20 protein-coding genes are annotated in these 21,871 nt (G+C 41.7%); 7 read left to right on the plus strand and 13 right to left on the minus strand.

All coding sequences use genetic code 11. The features are described from left to right. Positions 1-25: 25 nt before the first annotated feature. Together N475_RS22675 and N475_RS22680 are read right to left on the minus strand one after the other, a co-directional pair. A complete protein-coding gene (locus N475_RS22675; RefSeq protein ID WP_081216022.1) occupies positions 26-1,630 on the minus strand; it encodes a putative bifunctional diguanylate cyclase/phosphodiesterase in 1,605 nt (534 codons plus the stop codon). A gap of 93 nt (positions 1,631-1,723) precedes the next feature. Beyond that, entirely contained in the window at positions 1,724-1,963 is a 240-nt protein-coding gene (locus N475_RS22680; protein WP_063358359.1) for an HP1242/YdcH family protein, read from the minus strand. Positions 1,964-2,323: 360 nt separating this feature from the next. Here N475_RS22680 and purM point away from each other — a divergent pair, with 360 nt between their 5' ends. Genes purM through N475_RS22695 form a run of 3 tightly spaced genes read left to right on the plus strand, consistent with a single transcriptional unit; the run spans position 2,324 to position 4,735 of the window. Further along, on the plus strand, positions 2,324-3,376 hold the full coding sequence (purM, locus tag N475_RS22685; protein ID WP_063358358.1) for a phosphoribosylformylglycinamidine cyclo-ligase: 1,053 nt from the start codon (positions 2,324-2,326) through the stop codon (positions 3,374-3,376). Then, on the plus strand, positions 3,376-4,020 hold the full coding sequence (purN, locus tag N475_RS22690) for a phosphoribosylglycinamide formyltransferase (protein ID WP_063358357.1): 645 nt from the start codon (positions 3,376-3,378) through the stop codon (positions 4,018-4,020). Before purM ends, purN begins: the two co-directional genes overlap by 1 nt. Then, on the plus strand, positions 3,968-4,735 hold the full coding sequence (locus N475_RS22695) for a DUF3108 domain-containing protein (protein WP_193343341.1): 768 nt from the start codon (positions 3,968-3,970) through the stop codon (positions 4,733-4,735). Before purN ends, N475_RS22695 begins: the two co-directional genes overlap by 53 nt. Positions 4,736-4,772: 37 nt before the next feature. On the opposite strand, the gene N475_RS22700 is transcribed toward N475_RS22695, so the two are convergent. After that, positions 4,773-5,537 carry a class II glutamine amidotransferase gene (locus tag N475_RS22700; protein ID WP_063358356.1) on the minus strand — a complete coding sequence of 255 codons (765 nt, stop codon included), beginning with the start codon at positions 5,535-5,537 and terminating at the stop codon, positions 4,773-4,775. A gap of 309 nt (positions 5,538-5,846) precedes the next feature. On the opposite strand from N475_RS22700, the gene N475_RS22705 reads away from it, so the two are divergent. Beyond that, positions 5,847-6,398, plus strand: coding sequence for a zf-TFIIB domain-containing protein (locus tag N475_RS22705; RefSeq protein ID WP_063358355.1), 552 nt, complete (start codon positions 5,847-5,849; stop codon positions 6,396-6,398). Between the two features lie 134 nt (positions 6,399-6,532). Here the strand turns inward: N475_RS22705 and N475_RS22710 are convergent, their stop codons facing one another. Further along, entirely contained in the window at positions 6,533-6,892 is a 360-nt protein-coding gene (locus tag N475_RS22710) for a hypothetical protein (protein WP_063358354.1), read from the minus strand. Between the two features lie 9 nt (positions 6,893-6,901). After that, positions 6,902-8,905: a methyl-accepting chemotaxis protein gene (locus N475_RS22715; RefSeq protein ID WP_063366014.1), complete on the minus strand. Its 2,004-nt coding sequence runs from the start codon at positions 8,903-8,905 to the stop codon at positions 6,902-6,904. Positions 8,906-9,191: 286 nt separating this feature from the next. On the opposite strand from N475_RS22715, the gene N475_RS22720 reads away from it, so the two are divergent. After that, a complete protein-coding gene (locus tag N475_RS22720) occupies positions 9,192-10,784 on the plus strand; it encodes an ABC-F family ATPase (RefSeq protein WP_063358352.1) in 1,593 nt (530 codons plus the stop codon). Positions 10,785-10,823: 39 nt separating this feature from the next. On the opposite strand, the gene N475_RS22725 is transcribed toward N475_RS22720, so the two are convergent. Together N475_RS22725 and N475_RS22730 are read right to left on the minus strand one after the other, a co-directional pair. Beyond that, positions 10,824-12,011 (minus strand): serine hydrolase domain-containing protein, encoded by a 1,188-nt coding sequence (locus tag N475_RS22725; RefSeq protein WP_063358351.1) that lies wholly within the window; start codon positions 12,009-12,011, stop codon positions 10,824-10,826. 155 nt (positions 12,012-12,166) lie between these two features. Further along, positions 12,167-14,041, minus strand: a complete 1,875-nt coding sequence (locus tag N475_RS22730; protein ID WP_063366015.1) for a DUF885 domain-containing protein — start codon at positions 14,039-14,041, stop codon at positions 12,167-12,169. Positions 14,042-14,416: 375 nt separating this feature from the next. On the opposite strand from N475_RS22730, the gene N475_RS22735 reads away from it, so the two are divergent. After that, positions 14,417-15,991, plus strand: a complete 1,575-nt coding sequence (locus N475_RS22735; RefSeq protein ID WP_081216020.1) for a hypothetical protein — start codon at positions 14,417-14,419, stop codon at positions 15,989-15,991. A 126-nt stretch (positions 15,992-16,117) separates the two neighbouring features. Continuing rightward, complete coding sequence (locus N475_RS22740) at positions 16,118-16,444, plus strand: hypothetical protein (RefSeq protein WP_063358348.1); 327 nt, start codon at positions 16,118-16,120, stop codon at positions 16,442-16,444. Between the two features lie 38 nt (positions 16,445-16,482). On the opposite strand, the gene mltG is transcribed toward N475_RS22740, so the two are convergent. The 6 genes from mltG to fabD form a co-directional block, all read right to left on the minus strand. Beyond that, a complete protein-coding gene (gene mltG, locus N475_RS22745; protein ID WP_063366016.1) occupies positions 16,483-17,463 on the minus strand; it encodes an endolytic transglycosylase MltG in 981 nt (326 codons plus the stop codon). Further along, on the minus strand, positions 17,460-18,224 hold the full coding sequence (gene pabC, locus N475_RS22750; protein ID WP_063358346.1) for an aminodeoxychorismate lyase: 765 nt from the start codon (positions 18,222-18,224) through the stop codon (positions 17,460-17,462). Before pabC ends, mltG begins: the two co-directional genes overlap by 4 nt. Positions 18,225-18,287: 63 nt before the next feature. Then, the gene (gene fabF / locus N475_RS22755) at positions 18,288-19,526 is read right to left on the minus strand and encodes a beta-ketoacyl-ACP synthase II (protein WP_063358345.1); all 1,239 of its coding nucleotides are present in this window, start codon (positions 19,524-19,526) and stop codon (positions 18,288-18,290) included. A gap of 81 nt (positions 19,527-19,607) precedes the next feature. Further along, positions 19,608-19,844, minus strand: coding sequence for an acyl carrier protein (gene acpP / locus N475_RS22760; protein ID WP_010374019.1), 237 nt, complete (start codon positions 19,842-19,844; stop codon positions 19,608-19,610). Between the two features lie 209 nt (positions 19,845-20,053). Continuing rightward, positions 20,054-20,800 carry a 3-oxoacyl-ACP reductase FabG gene (gene fabG / locus N475_RS22765; protein ID WP_063358344.1) on the minus strand — a complete coding sequence of 249 codons (747 nt, stop codon included), beginning with the start codon at positions 20,798-20,800 and terminating at the stop codon, positions 20,054-20,056. A 12-nt stretch (positions 20,801-20,812) separates the two neighbouring features. Further along, positions 20,813-21,739, minus strand: coding sequence for an ACP S-malonyltransferase (gene fabD, locus N475_RS22770; RefSeq protein WP_063358442.1), 927 nt, complete (start codon positions 21,737-21,739; stop codon positions 20,813-20,815). Between the last annotated feature and the right edge of the window lie 132 nt (positions 21,740-21,871).

Raw genomic sequence — 21,871 nt, forward strand, 5'->3', positions numbered from 1 at the left:
GCGGGCGAATATACATAAGCGAACCTTAATACTTCCTTAACGCGGTCTGAATTACGCCGCTACTGGTGATCCAGCCTTTTACTTCTCCCAGTGAAAGCGGTTCACTGATATTGAAACCTTGAATATAGGTGCACCCCTGCTTAGTTAGGTATCGTGATGTTTCATCATTCTCAACCCCTTCAGCGACCACTGAGCACCCTAGCTTTTTAGCCAAAAAGAGCGTAGTTTCAATAATTGCTCTATCTTTATCCTGCTCTAGACATTTTGTTACAAAAGACTTATCTATCTTAATTTGGGAGATGGGTAGTTCTTTTAAAATAGAAAACGAAGAAAAGCCGGTACCAAAATCATCAATGCTCACGGAAAACCCCATATCAATGAGCTTCTCTATCAGCTGCTTGGTTTGTTCAACATCTGTCATTACCATGCTTTCTGTGAGTTCGAAGATGATTCTACTCGGGTCAACTTTCTTACTTTCAATTTGGCTGGTTAGCACATTAATGAGGTTATTTCCCACCAAGTCTTGGCAAGACAAATTAATGTGTACGGTTAAATTAGCATTTAACTGGAGTAATATCTTTAAATCACTGAATACTGTATTTATGACATAGGCACTGAGGTACTTAATCATATTGTTTTTTTCAGCAATCGGTATAAAGCGCTCTGGTAATATATACGCGCCATCGTCAGACGGCCACCTCACTAGCGCTTCAACGCCATGCACTTTACTACTCGAAGCTTCGATAATCGGTTGATAAAAAACAGTTAAGTCGCCCCGAGCGAGTGCACTCTTGAAATCATTTAGCATGTGAAACTCTGAGACGACACCTTGATGTAGGGCTTTATCGAACAATACCAGACTTTGTTTGCTTCTTTTTGCCGCATACATGGCGATATCTGCGCGTTTGAGTAGCTCAGAGCCAGATGTCCTTTCATCAGGGATATTGATAATCGCGCCGGAGCTATACATAACGTCAACGGCCACATCTTCGACCACAAGCCCATTATGCAGAGCGCTTAGTATTGCGTTATTTTGTGCAAATAATGCAGATTCATTGCGAGCTTCACTCACCACTACAAATTCGTCACCACCGATACGAAATAGCTCACTACCTGGCAATAAGCTATTAGAAAGCGCCTGCGCAAATTCAACAAGTAGCTTATCACCAAAAAAGTGCCCCATGGCGTCATTTATTTGCTTCAAGTTATACAAATCGTATAGCACCACCGAAAACCGAGCGTTTTCACGTTGCCTGTTTTCAATACATTTAAAGCATTGCGGCCTATTTCTTAAATTTGTTAAATGGTCATGTTGTGAGTTGTACTTTTCAAGATCGACCGATTTTTGCAGTTTGGTGAGACTAGCCTTACTCAATTTCACTACCACAATAACGAACAGACCACCCAAAGCCAAAATTGTAGACAAACCGAATGTTACATGAGACGCGTCTACACTGTCGTAAACGTAAGCGGCGAACCCTGCATAACCCAGCACAAAGAAACAGATCAGTGCAAATAAAACGCGCCAACCTGAAGCTTGAGCAATGCGGCATATCTCAATCGCGGGTTTAAAAGAAACCACCAAAAATGAGAGCCCAACGAGGATCAAACAAAGGCTTAATGTTTCCAAAAACAAGACTCAAGAGGAAATATTGTTTTTAGTATAGTTTATTATTCAAAATGTGCGCTCTCAAACTGGATGGCCTGACATAAGGTAATTACCTTAAGCATTTTTCAACATAATATACATTCTGTCTTTTATCGTCAGGCTGCGCTTTTTTAAGTCAGTCAGCAGCGCACCATCGTCGGTACAAGCACGATCCTTTAAAATCGCAATTCTATTTTCTAGTAGATTGTAATCATTGAGCAACTTTGAAAATTGCTGATCGCGTGCTTTAAGTTTGCAGATTTTAGACTCAAACTCAGGCAATTCTTTTACAAGGTTTTCGTATCCTATAGTCATTTCCACTTCCTGCAACGCAAAGGTCAATCGGGTCTGCACTTAGAGGTTATTAACGGTACTCCCACTATTTGCTCAAATCCGAAGCCTTAACGACTAATTTATTAAAAGACTAAAATCGTAAGTACCTTCAACCCCTAGAAAAATAGTACGCTTAAATCACGCTAACACCTTGATCTAACGCAAGCGAGCAAGGTACCTTCGAGGTAAAGAACCAGCTTTAAAAGCAAATACCCAAATCTAATCGTAAACTTTCACCAACAATAAGCTCCGACCTCGTTTTTCAACTAGCCGCGTTCGCGCAATTGTTGTAAAATACGCGCGTTTCTAAGCAAATCTATACTGTTATTTTGAGGAAAACCTGTGAGCGAACAAAAACAGTCTCTGAGCTATAAAGACGCAGGCGTTGATATCGATGCTGGTAATGCATTGGTAGAGCGCATTAAAGGCGTAGTGAAAAAAACACGCCGCCCAGAAGTAATGGGTGGCATCGGCGGTTTTGGTGCACTATGCGAACTACCAACAGGTTATAAAGAACCTGTTTTGGTTGCTGGCACTGATGGTGTTGGCACAAAGCTTCGCTTAGCCATTGACTTAAAAAAGCACGACACGGTTGGTATCGACCTAGTTGCTATGTGTGTGAATGACTTGATTGTTCAAGGTGCTGAGCCACTGTTTTTCTTAGACTACTATGCAACTGGCAAATTAGACGTAGACACTGCTGCTGACGTAGTAAGTGGTATCGGTGCTGGTTGTGAGCTGTCTGGCTGTGCCCTTATCGGTGGCGAGACAGCTGAAATGCCAGGCATGTACGAAGGTGATGACTACGATATGGCTGGTTTCTGTACTGGTGTAGTAGAAAAGTCAAAAATCATCGATGGCAGCAAAGTAAAAGCTGGCGATCAACTTATCGCTCTTGCTTCAAGTGGTCCTCATTCAAATGGCTACTCTTTAATTCGTAAAGTACTTGAAGTATCTGGCGCAGACACAAACGAAGAATATGCGGGTAAACCCCTAGGCGAACATTTACTTGAGCCTACTCGCATTTACGTCAAGCCAATCCTTGAGCTTCTAAAAGAAGTAGATGTACACGCTCTTTCACACATCACTGGTGGTGGCTTCTGGGAAAATATCCCTCGTGTACTACCTGAATCTGCAAAAGCAGTCGTAAAAGGTGATAGCTGGGAATGGCCAGCAATTTTCAATTGGCTTCAAGAAAACGGCAATATCAGCACACATGAAATGTACCGTACATTCAACTGTGGTGTTGGTATGATCCTAGTAGTACCAGCTGATAAACTTGAACAGAGCATTGAGATCCTTACTGCTCAAGGCGAAAATGCATGGCACATTGGCGAAATCCAAGATGCAGCGGAAGGTGAAGAGCAAGTTGAAATCCTAGGTGGTGCCGAGTAATGGCATCCACTCGGATCGTTGTTTTGATCTCAGGCAGTGGTTCAAACTTGCAAGCCATAATTGACCATTGTCAAAGCGGCGATATCCAAGGTGATATCGTCTCTGTAATCAGCAATAAAGCAGATGCTTTTGGGCTAACGCGAGCAGAGCGTGCGAATATTCCAACTCAAGTTTTAAGTCACAAAGAGTTTGATAGCCGTGAAGCCTATGATGAACAACTTGCGAAAATAATTGACTCTTGTAATCCAGATTTAGTTGTATTAGCTGGATTTATGCGTATTCTAACTCCTAGCTTAGTGCAAAAATTTAAAGGAAAAATGTTGAACATTCATCCTTCTTTGTTGCCTAAGTATCAAGGGCTGAACACCCATCAAAGAGCAATTGACGCAAACGATGAGTATCATGGCGCTAGTGTTCACTTCGTCACTGAAGAGTTAGACGGAGGTCCAGTTGTAGTACAGGCGAAAGTACCTATTTTGCCAAACGACACTGCAGACGTATTAGCACAGCGGGTACATAAACAAGAACATGTCATTTATCCTTTGGTGGTCAAGTGGTTCAGCGAACACAGACTAACAATGGAAGCAGACTATGCAGTTTTTGACAATGACCCCCTTCCAGCGCAAGGCGTCGATTACAACTAAAACATATATCAACAGCGCTTTGCTATTAGGCCTGAGCGCTGTTTTTTCTTCTTCCCTTCAAGCCTCAACACTCACCGAATATTCAGCCGAATACAATGTATTAAGAAAAGGAAAGATTCACGGCAAAGCAACCCGAGAGTTTACGCAAGTCGCGGACAATACATACGCGTTAAGTTATGAAACAGATGTAAAGTGGATGATCTTTACAGAAAAACGCACGGAGCAAAGCCTGTTTAAATATGAAAATGGTGAAACAAAGCCACTTCATTACAGCCTAAACCGTGAAGGTACTCGCCCTGACAAAAACTTCAGAATAAAATTTGATAGGGACAACAAACAATTATTTTCAAAAGAATATGAGTACCCTCTAAAAGTCGAGTGGGATGAATCTCGCCAAGATGTGCTCTCTTATCAGAATCAATTGAGGCATGAACTCAAAGAGGGAAAAACTCAGTTTAGTTACCCTATCATTGATAAAAACGGCAATGTAAGGCTATACAACTTCAAGGTTGTTGGTAAAGAGACCATCACGTTACCTATTGGTAACGTAGAAACTATCAAAGTCAAAAGACTTTATGACAGTAACAAGCGCCATGCAATGGCTTGGTTTGCACCAAAATATGATTATATGCTGGTACAAATGCTAAAAGGGAAAGACGGTGTCGAACAATTTCAAATCCAAATGACGTCGCAAAGCGCTAAGCCAAAGCAGTAATTACATGATTAAGCAGGTGCTTCACGCACCTGCTTCACTATACTTTCTCACCCAGCTTAAATAGCACTGATTCACCAGGTTCAATTTTATTCCATTGTTCATCATTCGTAAGTGGACGTGTCGCTATAACTGTAACAATGTCGTTAGGTGTTGTCTCTTTTTGAAAATCAACCACCATATCTGCATCGATTAAAGTTGCTTTGCCAAAAGGAGCTCTACGAGTTATCCAGTGAAGATTGTTACTACAATACGCTAAGACAAACACACCGTCTGTCAGTAGCATATTGAATACCCCTTTTTCCCTAAGCTGATCTGCAAGTTTAGCTGCATAGCGAAATACACTTGCCATATTTGATGGCTTCTTAGGGTACTTTTGGCGGATATTATCTAGCAGCCAGCAAAATGCGAGCTCACTATCTGTATTTCCTACCGGTTTGTAATATTCCGTTTTAAGATCTTTGTAGTTAGAAAGTTGTCCATTGTGTGCATAAGAAATTTCTCTACCCCACAATTCTCGTGTAAACGGGTGAGTATTTTCTAAACAGGTTCGGCCTCGATTACCTTGTCTGATATGGCTTATTACTGAAACACTTTTGATAGGATAAGCTTTTACTAATTTTGCAATTTCTGAGCGACAACTTGGCTCAGGGTCTTTAAAAGTACGACAGCCCTTCCCCTCATAAAAGGTGATACCCCATCCGTCTTTATGAGGCCCAGTATTTCCACCACGCTCTAACAAGCCAGAAAAACTAAAACAAATGTCTGTTGGCACGTTAGCTGACATGCCGAGCAATTCACACATAAAAAACATATTCCTTAAAAATCAAAATCATAAATGATTATTGATTATGTTAACGCCCTTGCTGCCATGACTTTGGCACAAACGCGATATACAACACTCTATTTTTTACTGAGTCTACCATTAACTTGCTGTGGGCTCCAACTCGGCGAAACAGTTATAAATATCAGCTTTACACCACCACAACGTGTTAATTCAGTCAGTTAAAGTGACCGCACTATACAATAATTGACTTAATTCAAATAAACCGTACTATCTAGACTGTAATATTTCACCAAGTCAAATGGACTCGGCATCTCATGGGAAAATAAAATGCAATGTACAAGCTGTGAAAATGGTACTTTAAAATCAACGCTACTTGATGGATTGTTTAGAGCCCATACTTGCTCTAATTGCAATGGGAATTGGATATTAATAGAAGACTTTGTTGCTTGGAAAGAAAGGAACGAAGATTTCAGCTTTCCATGCTCAGATGACACCATCAATTCTGTTGACTCGAAGCGTGCCAAGCTATGCCCTGTATCCGGCTCAATTATGCGTAAGTTCAGAGTTTCTGAAAAATCAGATTTTAGAATCGACTACAGCGTCGCTGTAGGCGGTATATGGCTTGATGCTGGAGAATGGGCGTTATTGAAACAGCTAGATGTAGCTGGTTCATTAAATACCATCGCGACACAACAATATCAGAACCAAATACGAGAGCGGTCAACAATTCAGTCTTTTAGCGACATCTATTCAGACAAATTTGGTGAATCAGATTACACCAAACTTAAAGAAATACGCCAGTGGCTGGTCAATCATCCTCAAAAAGCGGATCTGAGAGCTTACCTAATGGCCGAAGATCCATACTCTGCCGAAAAGTAAAAGCTAAGCTTTTGTCAAAATAGTTAGTGATCCAATCTACTGTCCTGAACTTTGGATTTAAAATACAAAAGCTTCGGAAAAAACGAGCCCACCAACAAAGATTTTATGTGGTGGGCAAATGCCCAGCTAAATAGCTATCCACCACACTTATTAAATTCTTCCGCAGCCTTTTCATACACAGTACAAAAATCTTCGTTACCATTACTCGCCTTTATTTGCTGGCCATCAAACAAGGCCGTAATTACTTTTGATTTAGTAATGGTCAAACGTTTATTTCTGCATGACTTTACCGCCATCTCGCCACATTCGGCAGCGGTAGCGGCCTCTTTGAACTTAGAGCACTTTTGCTTGCCCTTACATTTTTTATAGCTGATCTTTTCTTTACCCGGGCAAGCCGTTCTTAGGTACTTGATTTCACAAGTTCCAGCTTTTACCTCAGTCGGCATAGCGCTAAGCATAAGGGACACAGCACCGATTGCTAATAGTAGTTTCATTGCATTCTCCTAAGTTTTAAACTGGCTCATCATGGCTCTCAGCGTCTCTGCCATTTCAGCGAGCTGTCGACTGGCCTGTTGATTTTCTTTTGCATGATTCGAAGTTAATTCAGTAATTTCATGCATATGCTGAACGTTTTCGTATTGGCTCATCGCAGCAAGACTCTGCTCTTCAGATGCAGCTGCTATCTGCTGGCTCATATCTTTAATCGTTTCGACACTACCAACAATAGATACAAGTGTATCTTTAACAGACTCAATACCCTCTACACATGCTTGTGTCTCTTTTTGCGATGTCGACATAGTCGTCACTGCATCTCTTGCACCTTCCTGTAAACCACTGATGGCTTTTTCAATTTCTTCGGTGGCATTTTGTGCTCGACTCGCTAACGTTCTCACTTCATCTGCAACAACCGCAAACCCACGCCCTTGCTCTCCAGCTCTAGCGGCCTCAATAGCGGCATTTAAAGCCAGTAGGTTAGTCTGCTCCGCAATACTACGAATAACTGCAAGAACAGAGTTTATGTTGTCCAATTCACTACTTAACATCGATATCGCATTTGCTGATTTTTCAATGGACGCTTCGAGCTCTTTGATTTCGGCTACATTATTTTGAAGACGTTGTTCGCCACAGGATGCTTCTGAACTGGCTTGCTTAACATGCTCTAAAGTTTCGTGAATACTGTTTGTAACCGAACTAACGGTCTCTTTCATTTGAGAAATAGAGCTGCTCATCGATGTCATCTGATCACTTTGCTGCGCTGCACTGCTACAACTTTGCTCTGAAATGATATTAGTTTGCTCTGCAGTTGACGCCAGTACTTGAGAATTGTTCGACACTTCACGCAATATCGACGCTAAACTCGTTATTAATTTCTGCATGTTGTCCGCAAGCTGACCAAACTCGTCCTTTTTAAAATCTGAAAATTGTACTGTTAAGTCCCCCTTCGCTGCGCGGTTTATCAGATCTATGATGGTATAAAGCGGGCCACGAATACTGTTTATTACATAGTAAGCTATCAAAATTGACAGAATCACCATCACTACCGTCAGCGACGTTGTCACCGTTTGGCTTTCTTCAATTGTAAGTTTCGCCTCGCTCTGTGCTTCATCAGTGAGCGTGATGATTCGTTCATTAAGTTCTTTAAGTTGCATCTGTAGTTTGTTGGCAGATTCATTGGCGCTTTGAATTCCCTTGGCTACTTTCTCTTTCTCAGACAGTGTATTTACCCTTGCCGCTAAAGCACTTTCAGTACCAATCAATGCACCTTTAAAGCTGGCAAAATTATCGGCCATGGTGGCCACTTGGTCAGTACCAGCAATCCCGGGGGCTACTCTTATTGTGGCAAATTGGCTATCCATCTCATCAAGTGTGTCTTTAGCCACCGACTGCACGTTCAGCACTTCGAACTTTATATTGGATGCCAGCCCTGTATTGACTTCGTCAACAAGATTTTCGACGTTTTCAACAAAGCTATTTACCACATCTGATATGGCTTCATCGTCTGAGAGACCATCTAAGTCATATGCATAACTCAATGTTTCATCGCCCATGTCACCAAATTCACTGGCCAGCTCTGCTGTTTTTTGAGCGAGAGTAACAACACGAACGACATCAGAAAACGCCTTGTCAGATGCCATAAAAAAGGCGTTATTCAGCTCCCTAGATTGCTTAAAGGTAAGGTTAATCTCATCAATAGGTTGGGTCAGCTCTTGGAGTTGCTGTATAGCATTTTTATTGGTGCTTTTTTGTTTATCATATTCATTTTTGATACCACGTACTTGACTGGGGGTCGATGCCTTCTCAAGTTGTACCAAGGACAATTGAGCCAAAAGTACAGACTGCAGCATGTTATTACCAGCAATCAAAGTTGGTACACTTTGTTTGGAAACTTTTTGTACGGACCCACCGATAGTTATGTTCCCTGTCAAAGCTACTGCGTAAATAATACAAGCCAAAACTACAACTGCCGCAAATCCACTCATTACGCGAGCTGAAACGGTTAATTGCATTTGATATCTATCTTGTTAACACTTCATACATCAATATATAGTCAACTATCCCCTTCTTTGCGAATAAAAAGTGCTTGGTATGTTCGTTTGTTGCGATTTGCTCGCGAATTAAACTTTTGCAATACAAGTAGCGTAAGCCGGCGCTTTTGAAACACCTTGTTCATATGAATACGCAGTTTAGAGTGTCATAATGAAACTAATCTCACATTTATGGCACTCAATGCTTGCAGTTGGCACAAACAGCAGGTAACGTTGCGCCGTTTTAAATTATTTAAGGTGTTAAATTTTGATTTCTACAGCGAATATCACGCAACAATTCGGCTCAAAGCCGCTATTTGAAAACATCTCCGTCAAGTTTGGCGAAGGTAATCGCTACGGCCTAATTGGTGCGAATGGCTGTGGTAAATCGACGTTTATGAAGATCTTAAGCGGTGAACTAGAGCCCACCGGTGGAAACGTCAGTTACGACCCTCAAGAGCGTGTTGCCAAACTAAATCAGGATCAATTTGCATATGAAGAATATACAGTAATTGATACCGTGATCATGGGCTATAAAGAGCTATGGGAAGTAAAAAAAGAACGCGACAGAATTTATTCTTTGCCAGAAATGAGCGAAGAAGAAGGCATGATTGTCGCAGACTTAGAAGTTAAGTTCGCCGAAATGGATGGCTACATGGCAGAATCCAAAGCTGGTGAGCTCCTGTTAGCTGTAGGTATTCCGACAGAGCAGCATTTTGGTTTAATGAGTGAAGTTGCACCAGGTTGGAAACTGCGAGTGTTATTGGCACAAGTTCTTTTTGCTGACCCACACATTATGTTACTCGACGAACCTACCAACAACCTAGACATCGACACCATACGTTGGTTAGAGCACACGCTCAATGAGCGTAACTGCACCATGATCATTATTTCGCACGACCGTCACTTCTTAAATAGTGTTTGTACACATATGGCAGACCTAGACTATGGTGAACTGCGTGTTTATCCAGGCAATTATGATGAATACATGACAGCCGCATCGCAAGCCAGAGAACGCTTATTAGCGGACAATGCCAAGAAAAAAGCACAAATCGCTGAGCTACAAACTTTCGTTGCACGCTTCTCTGCAAATGCATCAAAAGCAAAACAGGCAACATCACGTGCTAAACAAATTGATAAAATTCAATTAGACGAAGTAAAAGCGTCAAGTCGCCAAAATCCATTTATTCGATTTGAGCAATCAAAAGAGTTATTTAGGAACTCTCTTGAAATCGAAAACTTATCTCAAGGCTTTGAAGAAGATCTATTTAGTCAATTTAGCGGTATTTTTGAAGTAGGCGAGCGTATTGCCATTATCGGTGAAAATGGTGTGGGTAAAACAACCTTACTTAATACTTTAGCAGGCCAACTTGAGCCACGTGACGGCACCTTTAAGTGGTCAGAAAACAGCAATATTGGCTACTACGCACAAGACCATGCCGACGATTTTGAGAAAGACATGGATCTAATGGAATGGATGGGGCAATGGCGCCAAGAAGGTGACGACGAGCAAGTTTTGCGTAGCTTTTTAGGCCGAATGTTATTTTCACAAGACAGTATCAAGAAATCTGTAAAGGTACTGTCAGGTGGTGAGCAAGGTCGTATGCTTCTTGGTAAGTTAATGATGCATAAGCCAAATATACTGCTTATGGATGAGCCAACTAACCACATGGATATGGAGTCGATCGAATCACTAAATACAGCGCTGGAGCAATACAAAGGTACTTTGTTCTTCGTATCTCACGACCGTGTATTCGTAGACTCATTGGCAACGCGGATCTTAGAAATCAAAGATAATAAAATCACTGACTTTAAAGGTACATATACTGAATTCTTAAAGTTTAGAGGTATTGAAGATTAATGCCAGAAGCGCGGCCTTCTAGCCGCGCTTACACCCATATTAACGTTCACCAACTATGCTTGTCATTACCTTGTCCTCAATCGTATAAAACGCATTTTGACACGCCTCACTTAGCCCACAATTGAGAAAGTAAACAACACTGACATCTAGCTCGGGAATATATAGATTGTTTGAGATATAGCCGTGGTTTCCACCATTGTGATGATATACAGTGTGACCATTGATCTGTTCTCTCCACAACCCCAAAACATAATCTTGTGTTTCTGAGACTTTAACGCGGCTTTTATTTCCAACAAGTTCGTCGCGTACGGCTGGTGAAAGCCAAGTTTCGTCTTTGAAAATACGTCTGGTTAAGCTTGATAGCTCACCCACTGTTGAAGCTACAGGTGTCGAAGATGCATTCACTTTGCTCAATATCGGGCCTGTGTTTATAAACGAATCATCTTGCTTCTCATAACCGGGAGTCAGTTGTGCAATTTGATTTTCAATGCCCACCGAGAAAGTATTACTTAGCGCTAATCGATCAATTATTTTATCGCGCATGGCTAATGCATTTGAGTGCCCCAGTACTCGGTCCATTATCATACCTGCAAGTGTATAATTACTGTTGGAATATTTAACCCCTTCCCCAGGCTTGAAGTACGCTGGCTTCCCGTAAGCAAACTGTGTTAAATCTTCGTTCGACACACCTTGCTCATAGCTTGCCATGACAAAATCAATGTATGAATCAGGGTTATTCGGATCCGAGTAGTTGTATATCCCGCTGCTGTGATTAAGCAATTGCCGAAGCGTGATTTGATCTGCATACTGAATTTGACTAACAGTCTCAATTGGCAGCAAATTGTCTAACGTGTGATCCAAATCTAGAAGACCATCTTCGTGTAGTTGCACAGCCAATAAGGCCGTAAAAACTTTACCACAACTAGCTAGATGATAAACCGCATCTGGCTGCAATGGTTCTTGCGTTGTTAAATTGGCAAGCCCTGTACTCCCTGTAAAGCTGCTATCGGGAGTTGAGACATGTAAAATAATCCCGTGCACTTCACTCGAAACAAGACCATCAATCAAAGCTTGATAATCTAATTCCTCGGCAATTTGCTGATGAGATGGCTGAGTATCTTGTTGCGCTGTGGCTTGATTATTGTTGGCGTCATTACTTCCACATGCGCTCAACACAAACATCACAAACGCACTGAGAAGTTTATGGTTTAATCTATTTAGCTTCATATTGGTGTCCATATCATTGTTTTAATTGACATGAGTATATGGCCTATCAAAAAATGATTGCGTAACAGCTATTTACTATATGTACCAATATGTATCAGCCAGTATTTAAAGCGAAAAAAAGAGGCCTAAGGCCTCTTTGTCTCGTTCAAACGTAATTACATTGCTTGACGCTTCTCTACCCAGCGCGCAATATCTTTTTCTACCAATGCCAATGGGCGAGCACCTTTTAATAAGATCTCATCATGAAAAGAGGTCATATCAAATTTATCTCCCAAAGCTTTTTGTGCATCTTTTCTCAATTCTTCAAACTTCAGCATACCCAACTTGTATCCTAGAGCTTGGCCAGGCCATGCTATATATCTATCAATTGCCGGAACAACATCGCTCATTGCAGAACCCGTTGCTTCAGCGAAGTAGGCAATGGCTTCATCACGGCTCCACTTTTTAAAGTGCAGACCTGTATCGACCACCAAACGTGCTGCTCGATAGGCTTCAGCCTGTAAGCGACCTAAGTCTCCAAACGGATCATTCTCATACATGCCCATTTCATATGCGAGCAGTTCAGAATAAAGAGCCCACCCTTCTATATAACCATTAAATGACGCGTTTTGACGCATCAAACCGATGTCAGTTTGCAGCATATTCAGAGCAATTTGGAAGTGATGCCCAGGCACCGCTTCATGATAGGTCAATGTTTTCAAGCCAAAGCTTGGTACTGCTTTCATGTCTTTCAAGTTAATTGCAAAAACACCAGGACGACTGCCATCTAACGAAGGGCCATAGTAATACCCGCCTGGTGCACCAGCTTCCACTTCTACAGGGATTCGTTTAACTTCGACTTTTTGAGGAGGTAGGGTAGAGAAATATTGTGGCGCCTTCTCATTAATAACCTTAATTTCACCCCTTAAGAACTCCAGTAACTCTTCTCGCCCTTCATCGCTATTTGCAAACAAGAAGCGTGGCTCTTCATTAAGTTGCTTCATTCTCTCACTTACCGAACCTTTGGTGTAACCATTGGCACGTAAGATTTCATCCATTCTTTTAGAAATACGCTCAACTTCGGCTAAGCCAACTTCATGAATTTGCTCAGCGCTCATATCTGAGTCTGCTAAGTAAGTTATCGCATGCTGATAAAATGCTTCACCATTGGGCTGAGACCAAATACCGACGCTATCAGAGGCTTGCTTTTCAAGCTTTGCCATTTCATTCGAAATACGTTTAAAAGCAGGATATACCTTTTGTGACATTGCTTTAGCAGCTAAAGCCACATAGTCATCTTTAGCTTGCTCACCTAGCGTATCTAGCTTACTAAGTTTGTCTCCAAACGAAGTGACCAACACATGCTCTTGCGCAGTTGGTTGAGTGTAACTATTCAAATATGAAAGGGTATTTGGAAATAGCGGCTTAGGTAGGATCACTCCCCTCTTAGCATCAGCCAAAACCTTATCTCTGACCTGATCTACCATTTTGGCAAATGCGCCCAGTCGTTCAATATATGCTTTCGCATCGGCTTCATTTTCAATACCGTGCTGATTTTGCAAAACGCCAGGCACATCCATCAAAGGCCCAGAAATTTGATTTACAATATATGGCAGGTGACCACCCCACGTATCTATGTAGCCTGCTGCAAATACCTTGTCACCAGCATAGTAACGTGCAATTACCTCATTTACCTGAACATGTAAAAGATCTTTATTATCTAGGTTAGCCGATTGAAGTTGCTTTAATTGCTCGGCAGCACGCTCCATGTCTATTTGCAAGGCTTGCATACCTGCCACAGAATAGTCAGGTAAGCGATTTGCGTATGTGCCGTAGTCTGTGCTGTCTAGTTTCAGTGAAGTCGCCATAGCTGGCTGGTGTGCAATAAACTCTCGAGTATAGTGCTCAACCACTTTATCAACGTCTTGGCGACTAACACTCTTCTGTGATGCTACATTTTCGCCACTGTTCATTTTACTGGATGTTGTTTCCTGAGCACATCCTGTTATACCAATCATTACCGCTAAAGCGAGCGCATTTAGCTTATTCATGTGAGCCACTCCTAGAGTATTTTTAACTATTTTTCGGATATAGAAATACCACATTTGTAGACAATATACAGCCATATGAGACAAGTATTGTACAGCAATCACTCAGCGACAAACTCGTATTATACAATAAGCAACAATTACAAATTCATTAGACTTAATCACCTTACTCAACAGCCTCATGAAATAAATTTAAATCATTGATTTATATACTTATAAAAATAATACAAAGAAAACACCATTTACTTCCCATGTTCTAAATCAAGGTTTTATAAATGTATTTTTGAGTACAATTAAGCTTGAAAATCTACTTCTAAAAACCCATCGCCCAACGCCAAATCAGTTTTTATTTGGCGCTGGGCTCTAAAAAAGGAAATTATGATGAAGTTTAAGCTCACTTCAATTGCTTTTGGTATCGCCTCTAGTATGGCCGCTGCAAATTGCGCACATACCTATGCAGCTTCTACATCTAGTACAAGTGATAAAATCCAAACAACAAAGTACGATTACTCTGACAACCAACCGTGGAGTCAAATGCCTCCCGCGCAATTAAGGCCTGTGCAAGTACCGCTTTTTATTTCTATTGGCTTTGACGACAATGGTTCCAAAGAAGGAATGGATTGGATCACAAACTTTACTCGCCAACTGCAAAATGCAAAAGGAACAAATAACGCAGCGACATTTGACGGAGCACCGGTAAGATTTAGTTTTTACCACACGCCATCATACATAGAGTCTATCGCCAATGACCCCGTTGGTATTAAGCACGCCTGGAGAGACGCTTGGCTAGACGGACATGAAGTGGGCAACCATACTTGGAGTCATCGAGATGGAGGGCCTGATACTAATAATTTCTCTGAGCAAGAATGGGCAGAAGAACTTAATATTACGCAAAATTGGCTGAGTAAGCCTTTTGATCCAAATGAAATTAATACAGGAGCCAATGATGCTGCAGGACCAGGTGTTCCCGTAAACGAGATTATCGGCTTCAGAACGCCCTACCTGAATCATAACAATGCCCTTTTCTCTGCTTTAGTAAAAGGTAACTTTGTTTATGACACAAGTATTGAAGAGGGTTGGGGTAATCAATACAACGGGACTAACAACCCTTGGCCTTATACTATGAACAACGGAACGCCGACTAAGCGCGTTGGCAAGCCTGATGTTGGCAGCTTCCCTGGATTATGGCAATTACCCTCTAACGTTTTTGAAAAACCACTTGGCGGAAAAATGGTCGCATTTGACACTAACATGTGGGTCGGCAGTGCCATGAGTAAAGATGAAGTGCTTGAAATTCTAAAGCACAATCTACATTTGCGCTTAGCTGGTAACCGTTCTCCTTTACTTTATGGCGCACATGCAAATATTTATGCATCTGAATATGACCAAGGTGGTAGAGCAACCACCTTTATTGAGCGCCAGCAAGCCATTGAAGAGTTCATCCAATATGCATTGAACTTGAAAGTGAATGGCCAACCTGTGGTGCGCATCGTGCCGTTTAAAGATATTGTTGAGTGGATGCGCAACCCAACCCCATTAACAGATGGAAAGGTTGTGACTGTCCAGAGCATTGGTGCCAGCCCTACATTCATTCAGGGGAGCATCTATCACAAAGGCGATCAGGTTTACCATGATGGCCAGTATTTTGAAGCGAAATGGTACGCTGACTCTGCGCCGGGTGCACTCGCTGCTGATTATGACCCTTGGAAACTAATTACCAAAGAGCAAGCAACTAAAGTTAAACATTTGGGATCAGTCACCCCAACTGGCGATACCTATGGCGATGTCCTAATTGACGCCAGCAAAGGGCAAACTTTCTTTTTTAATGCTGCGACGGATGCAAAGGTTAAAAACGTTTTCGTCAATGGTGTGAGCTTGGGTCCGATCACACAATATACATTTGAAAACTTAACAACTAATCAGACCCTTAAAGTAGAATTCAGTACAAAGTAAATCCACAAAGACGAAGGCTGTATTTTTACAGCCTTTTATATTAATCCACCACTCTTACAACTTTTTGATTTACATAGCTTTAAAATAAATACACTCTTTCCAAAAACCCATATCAGGTACTATATAATGAAAACGGTCCTTTCTATTATCGCTTTACTGGCTACTTTTTCATCTCAAGCGGAATGGATTCACAATACAAAAATAACCGACGTTAGATGGTATGACATCAATTCTGGCCATGGATACATCACCACTGAAAATAGTTCAAGCCCTGAGTGCACAAGTGGTAAAGCAAGCCAACATAGATATTTTTCTAAAGCGGAAAACGAAGCACAAACTATTATTTCTCTTGGCCTAGCAGCAATGATGGCCGACAAAACCGTAGACATATTCTTAGCAGGTTGTCATGACGGTACTCATTCCAAGGTGAAAGGTATAATCATAAACCGATAAACTATAAAAATGAGCACTGATTCAGTGCTCATATGTAATTAACGCTTCAAAATGTACTTTCTTACCGCTTTATTGTGCTCTTTTAGAGTTATTGAGAAGTGGTGCTCTCCATTTCCCTTTGATACAAAATAAAAGTATTCTGTACTCTTTGGCTTAACTGCCGCGAGCAATGCATCCTTTGATGGCATTGCTATGGGAGTGGGAGGTAAGCCATCGATACGATAAGTGTTGTAAGGCGTGTACTCTCGTAGATGAACACGTTTTATATCACCGTCAAAGCGCTCTCCAAGACCATAAATAACTGTAGGATCCGTCTGCAGGCGCATCCCTTTATTTAATCGATTATGGAACACTGAGGATATCGTGCTGCGCTCTGCAGCTGTGCCCGACTCCTTTTCTATGATTGACGCCAAGATCAACGCTTCATATTTGTTGTTAAGTGGGATTTTAGGATCTCTTTGAGCCCAGGTTTCATCTAGCAAACGTTTCATCTTTCCATGGGCTCTGGCAATTAAGGATGATGCTTTTGTACCGCCTTCATAGTGATATGTTTCGGGGAATAACCACCCTTCGGGATGAGCGTTGCCAAATTGGAAGTGCTGGTTAACGTCAATCTCCTGCACATCAAAAACAAGAAATTCACTACTTTTAAGCTTTTCAAAAATACTTTGATAGCTTTCACCTTCAATAATGGTAAATGTGAAGTCAGCTTTAATACCTTTGTTAATCTTGGTTATTGCTGAAAACACTGTGTGAGAGGATAGATCGTAGACGCCCGCCTTAAGCGTGAAGCGACTTGGAAACAGTTTGCTATACACCTTGTATGGCAAACAGCTACTCAACGCATGCTCAGACTGCCACTTGGCGCACAATCTGGTAAATGTTTCTCCGCTATCGACTTGCACATACTGCTTGCCAAGAGAAAGGGGCTCATTATGGACTTTCTCAAATAAACTATAACCAATATAAATTAGAATGGTGGATACCAACACCATGGCAAACAACAAATAGCGGATCATTTAGACGTTTCTATCTCTTCTTTTATCTGCAAAGCAGTTTGCACATCAAATACTTGTTTGTCTAGCGCTTTAACTGGCACCAACCCCATCAGGCTATTACAGATGAAAATGGCATCTGCAGCCTCCAAATCTTGCCGTTTCACCCTTTGCTCAGTGATCTCTCTTTGACTACATAGATGCCTTAAATACACACCAGAAATGCCACACAAATCTAATTTTGGCGTTAGCATTTTACCATTTTTAACGATAAGGATATTGCTTGCAGAGCTTTCAATGACATTACCGGCGATGTCCTCGACAATCACATCATCAAACACACTACCTTGAGCAGCCTGTTTAATCATCACCTGCTCTAAGCGATTGAGCGTTTTGAGTCCAGCAAACAAAGGTTGATGACCAAGTTGTATTTCACTATAGCCAAGTGACACCCCTTTACTTTGCCAGTCAACGTAATGACTTGGCAGCTCACCTTGGGAAATAATGATGGTTGGACTTGGCTTTTCGGGCACACCATAGCCTCTACCGCCACACCCTCGAGTAACCAGTACCTTCAAAAAGCCACACTTACGTTGCCTAGCGACCTCTTGACAATCGCTGGTCAAACTCATGTAATCCAAGGCAGGAAAACCCAAAACTTTTGCACATTTTTGGAGTCGTTCTAGGTGATAGTCCCACAAAGCGAGTCTTCCAGAGGTAATTTTTACTGTTGTAAAAAAGCCATCTCCGTAATTTAAACCCCTATCTTTATGACTTAAATCCATACTTGTTCTCCAAAAATAAAAAAGCCCGGCTATGCCAGGCTTTATTCGTTCGCGTTACTTAAATTAAATCTTTTTAAATAACAAAGAACCGTTCGTACCACCAAAACCAAACGAGTTACACAAAGCGTAATCAAGCTTAGCATCTCGAGCAGTATGAGGTACATAATCTAGGTCACATCCTTCATCAGGGTTATCTAGGTTAATTGTCGGTGATACCTTCTGGTCAACCAATGAAAGGATACTGATGATCGACTCAACTGAGCCTGCTGCACCCAATAGGTGACCCATCATTGATTTAGATGAGCTAACCATCACATTGTTAGCGGCATCACCAAAGATAGATTTAACAGCTGACGTTTCAGCGATATCACCAGCTGGTGTCGAAGTACCATGCGCGTTGATATAGCCTATTTGCTCAGCGTTAACACCAGCATCATTCAATGCATTTTCCATCGCCAATGCTGCGCCTGAACCATCTTCTGGTGGAGATGTCATATGGTAAGCATCGCCACTCATACCGAAACCAACTAGTTCGGCATAGATCTTCGCACCACGGGCTTTAGCATGTTCGTACTCTTCAAGTACAATCACACCAGCACCATCTGCAAGTACAAAACCGTCACGGTCTTTGTCCCAAGGGCGAGAAGCAGCTTGAGGGTCATCGTTACGAGTCGAAAGCGCTCGAGCTGCACTGAATCCACCCATACCAATTGGAGTTGATGCTTTTTCTGCACCACCTGCAACCATCGCGTCTGCATCACCATATGCGATCATACGAGCTGCGTGACCAATGTTATGCAAACCAGTCGTACAAGCCGTTACGATTGAAATATTCGGTCCTCTAAGTCCATGCATGATGGATAGGTGACCTGAGATCATATTAATGATTGTCGAAGGCACATAAAAAGGAGAAAGCTTGCGAGGGCCGCTTGCAATTAATTTGTGATGGTTTTCTTCAATGAGTGTTAGGCCACCGATACCTGAACCAACTGCTACACCTACACGGGCTGCGTTTTGCTCAGTTATCTCTAAACCTGAATCCTTTAATGCTTGGACACCAGCTGCGATACCATATTGAATAAACAAGTCCATTTTTTTTGTGTCTTTTTTGGACATGTATTCTGTCGCATCAAAGTCGTTAACTAAGCCAGCAAACTTAGTTCCAAAACTCGATGTATCAAAATGCGTGATATTTGAAATGCCACTGCGACCTTCTAACAGGCCTTGCCAGGTTGACTGAACATCATTACCTAGCGGCGTCAACATACCTAAGCCAGTTACTACGACTCGACGTTTAGCCACGGTTTCCTCCAAAAAGGGATTTGAAATTTTGCGGGGGTAGAATGAATGAGGGCAGCGAGTGCTGCCCTTCAGATCCGTTAATTACTCAGCGTGAGCAGTAACGTAGTCGATCGCTGCCTGAACTGTAGTGATCTTCTCAGCTTCTTCGTCAGGGATCTCAGTGTCGAACTCTTCTTCTAGAGCCATTACTAGCTCAACAGTATCAAGAGAATCAGCACCCAGGTCGTCTACGAAAGACGCTTCAGATTTAACTTCTTCTTCTTTAACACCTAGTTGTTCAACGATGATTTTTTTTACGCGTTCTTGGATGTCGCTCATTCTTCTTTCCTTTATTAAAACGCTTTTTGCGTTAATTTCAGATTGCGGCGTAGTTTACGGCGCATCATGTATGGATTCAAGGATTGACCATGACTTTTTTGTCTGGTCAAACCTGTTACGAAATATTTTTTTACTTTATCGCCTATTTTAAGGCCAATTTCAAGCTCGTTTGCGGCAAGATCACAAAAATTTAAATTAAATTGTAATCTTTAAACCATGTACATTGCACCATTAACATGCAATGTTTCACCTGAAATGTAAGCCGCAGCATCTGAAGCTAAGTATGCAACTGCTGCCGCAATCTCTTCTGGCTGCCCTAAACGACCAGCAGGAACGTTTGCAAGCGTAGCAGCTTTTTGCTCATCAGTTAGCTCGTCAGTCATATCAGTTTTGATAAAACCTGGTGCGATAACGTTTACTGTAATCCCACGAGACGCAACTTCACGAGCAAGTGACTTAGAAAAACCAATGACACCAGCTTTAGCTGCTGCGTAGTTTGCTTGACCAGCATTACCCATTGTACCCACAACAGAGCCAATGTTAATAATACGACCACACTTTTTCTTCATCATTGGGCGAAGTACCGCTTTTGATAAACGATAGATTGCACTTAAATTTGTGTCAATGATATCTGTCCACTCATCGTCTTTCATACGCATAAGTAGATTATCTCGAGTGATACCAGCATTATTTACTAAAACATCAACATCGCCAAAATCAGCTTTAATCTGCTTTAATACAGACTCAATTGATTCAACATCAGTTACATTAAGCTTGTAGCCTTTGCCACTTTCGCCAAGATATTCACTGATTTTTTCTGCACCAGAATCACTTGTAGCTGTTCCTAGCACTGTTGCACCTTGTGCCACTAGCGTTTGAGCTACCGACTTACCAATACCTCTACTAGCACCAGTGACTAATACGATTTTACCTTCTAGACCAAAAATATTTGACATTTTTCTTCTCTATTATTCTGCACTTTCTACTGACGCTAAATCATTAGCAGCAGCACATTTGACTGATTTGTCGATACGCTTAGCGAGACCGGTCAACACTTTGCCTGGACCAAATTCATAAGCGGTAGTAACGTTATCTGCAGCAAGCTTTTGTACAGTTTCAGTCCAGCGAACTGGGCTGAATAATTGTTTAACCAATGCTTCTTTGATTTCTGTAGCGCTTTTAGCTACTGCAACATCGACGTTATTAATAACTGGATATTTAGGCTCTGAAAATTCTAATGCAGCTAGATCTTCAGCTAAACGCTCTGCAGCTGGCTTCATTAGTTCACAGTGAGATGGCACACTAACTGCCAGTGGCAAGGCACGCTTAGCACCAGCTTCTTTACATGCTTCACTCGCACGCTCAACAGCTTCTTTGTGACCAGCAATAACAACTTGTCCTGGCGAGTTATAGTTTACAGGAGAGACAACCTGCCCCTCTGCAGCCTCGTTACACACTTTTGCGATTGTATCATCATCTAAACCAATGATTGCAGCCATAGAGCCAGTACCAGCAGGTACAGCTTCTTGCATGTAAAGTCCACGCTTTTCAACTAGCTTCACTGCCTCAGCCAAACTGATCACATCTGCGCAAACCAATGCAGAGTATTCACCTAAGCTATGACCAGCTAAAACCAATTCAGCGTCTACATTTTTTGCACTCCAGTGACGGAAAATTGCCACGCTCGCTGTTAATAAAGCAGGCTGAGTTTTGTGTGTTTTGTTTAATTCTTCTTCAGGACCATTCAGTACCAAAGCTTGTAGATCATACCCAAGCGCCTCTGACGCCTCTGCGAAAGTATTTTTTACAACTTCAGAAGACTCTAATAACTCTGACAACATGCCAACACTCTGCGAGCCTTGGCCAGGGAAAAGTAAAGCTATTTTTTGTGACATACGATGCTCTTTTAACTCGTTTTCAATTTGCATACTTAGCGTTCAGACCATTGCCTAATTCAGCAACCAACCTTCTGCAGTATGACTTGGATTACTATCCTCAGACTCAACCACTCAAAACGACAAAAAGAG

The organism is Pseudoalteromonas luteoviolacea DSM 6061 (assembly GCF_001625655.1).
Taxonomy (GTDB): domain Bacteria; phylum Pseudomonadota; class Gammaproteobacteria; order Enterobacterales; family Alteromonadaceae; genus Pseudoalteromonas; species Pseudoalteromonas luteoviolacea.

Coding starts and splice junctions, on each gene's coding strand:
- N475_RS22680 (WP_063358359.1), bottom strand. CDS start 1,963: ATGACTATAGGATACGAAAACCTTGTAAAAGAATTGCCTGAGTTTGAG.
- purN (WP_063358357.1), top strand. CDS start 3,376: ATGGCATCCACTCGGATCGTTGTTTTGATCTCAGGCAGTGGTTCAAAC.
- N475_RS22695 (WP_193343341.1), top strand. CDS start 3,968: ATGCAGTTTTTGACAATGACCCCCTTCCAGCGCAAGGCGTCGATTACA.
- N475_RS22700 (WP_063358356.1), bottom strand. CDS start 5,537: ATGTGTGAATTGCTCGGCATGTCAGCTAACGTGCCAACAGACATTTGT.
- N475_RS22705 (WP_063358355.1), top strand. CDS start 5,847: ATGCAATGTACAAGCTGTGAAAATGGTACTTTAAAATCAACGCTACTT.
- N475_RS22710 (WP_063358354.1), bottom strand. CDS start 6,892: ATGAAACTACTATTAGCAATCGGTGCTGTGTCCCTTATGCTTAGCGCT.
- N475_RS22715 (WP_063366014.1), bottom strand. CDS start 8,905: ATGCAATTAACCGTTTCAGCTCGCGTAATGAGTGGATTTGCGGCAGTT.
- N475_RS22725 (WP_063358351.1), bottom strand. CDS start 12,011: ATGAAGCTAAATAGATTAAACCATAAACTTCTCAGTGCGTTTGTGATG.
- N475_RS22730 (WP_063366015.1), bottom strand. CDS start 14,041: ATGAATAAGCTAAATGCGCTCGCTTTAGCGGTAATGATTGGTATAACA.
- N475_RS22735 (WP_081216020.1), top strand. CDS start 14,417: ATGATGAAGTTTAAGCTCACTTCAATTGCTTTTGGTATCGCCTCTAGT.
- N475_RS22740 (WP_063358348.1), top strand. CDS start 16,118: ATGAAAACGGTCCTTTCTATTATCGCTTTACTGGCTACTTTTTCATCT.
- mltG (WP_063366016.1), bottom strand. CDS start 17,463: ATGATCCGCTATTTGTTGTTTGCCATGGTGTTGGTATCCACCATTCTA.
- pabC (WP_063358346.1), bottom strand. CDS start 18,224: ATGGATTTAAGTCATAAAGATAGGGGTTTAAATTACGGAGATGGCTTT.
- acpP (WP_010374019.1), bottom strand. CDS start 19,844: ATGAGCGACATCCAAGAACGCGTAAAAAAAATCATCGTTGAACAACTA.
- fabG (WP_063358344.1), bottom strand. CDS start 20,800: ATGTCAAATATTTTTGGTCTAGAAGGTAAAATCGTATTAGTCACTGGT.
- fabD (WP_063358442.1), bottom strand. CDS start 21,739: ATGTCACAAAAAATAGCTTTACTTTTCCCTGGCCAAGGCTCGCAGAGT.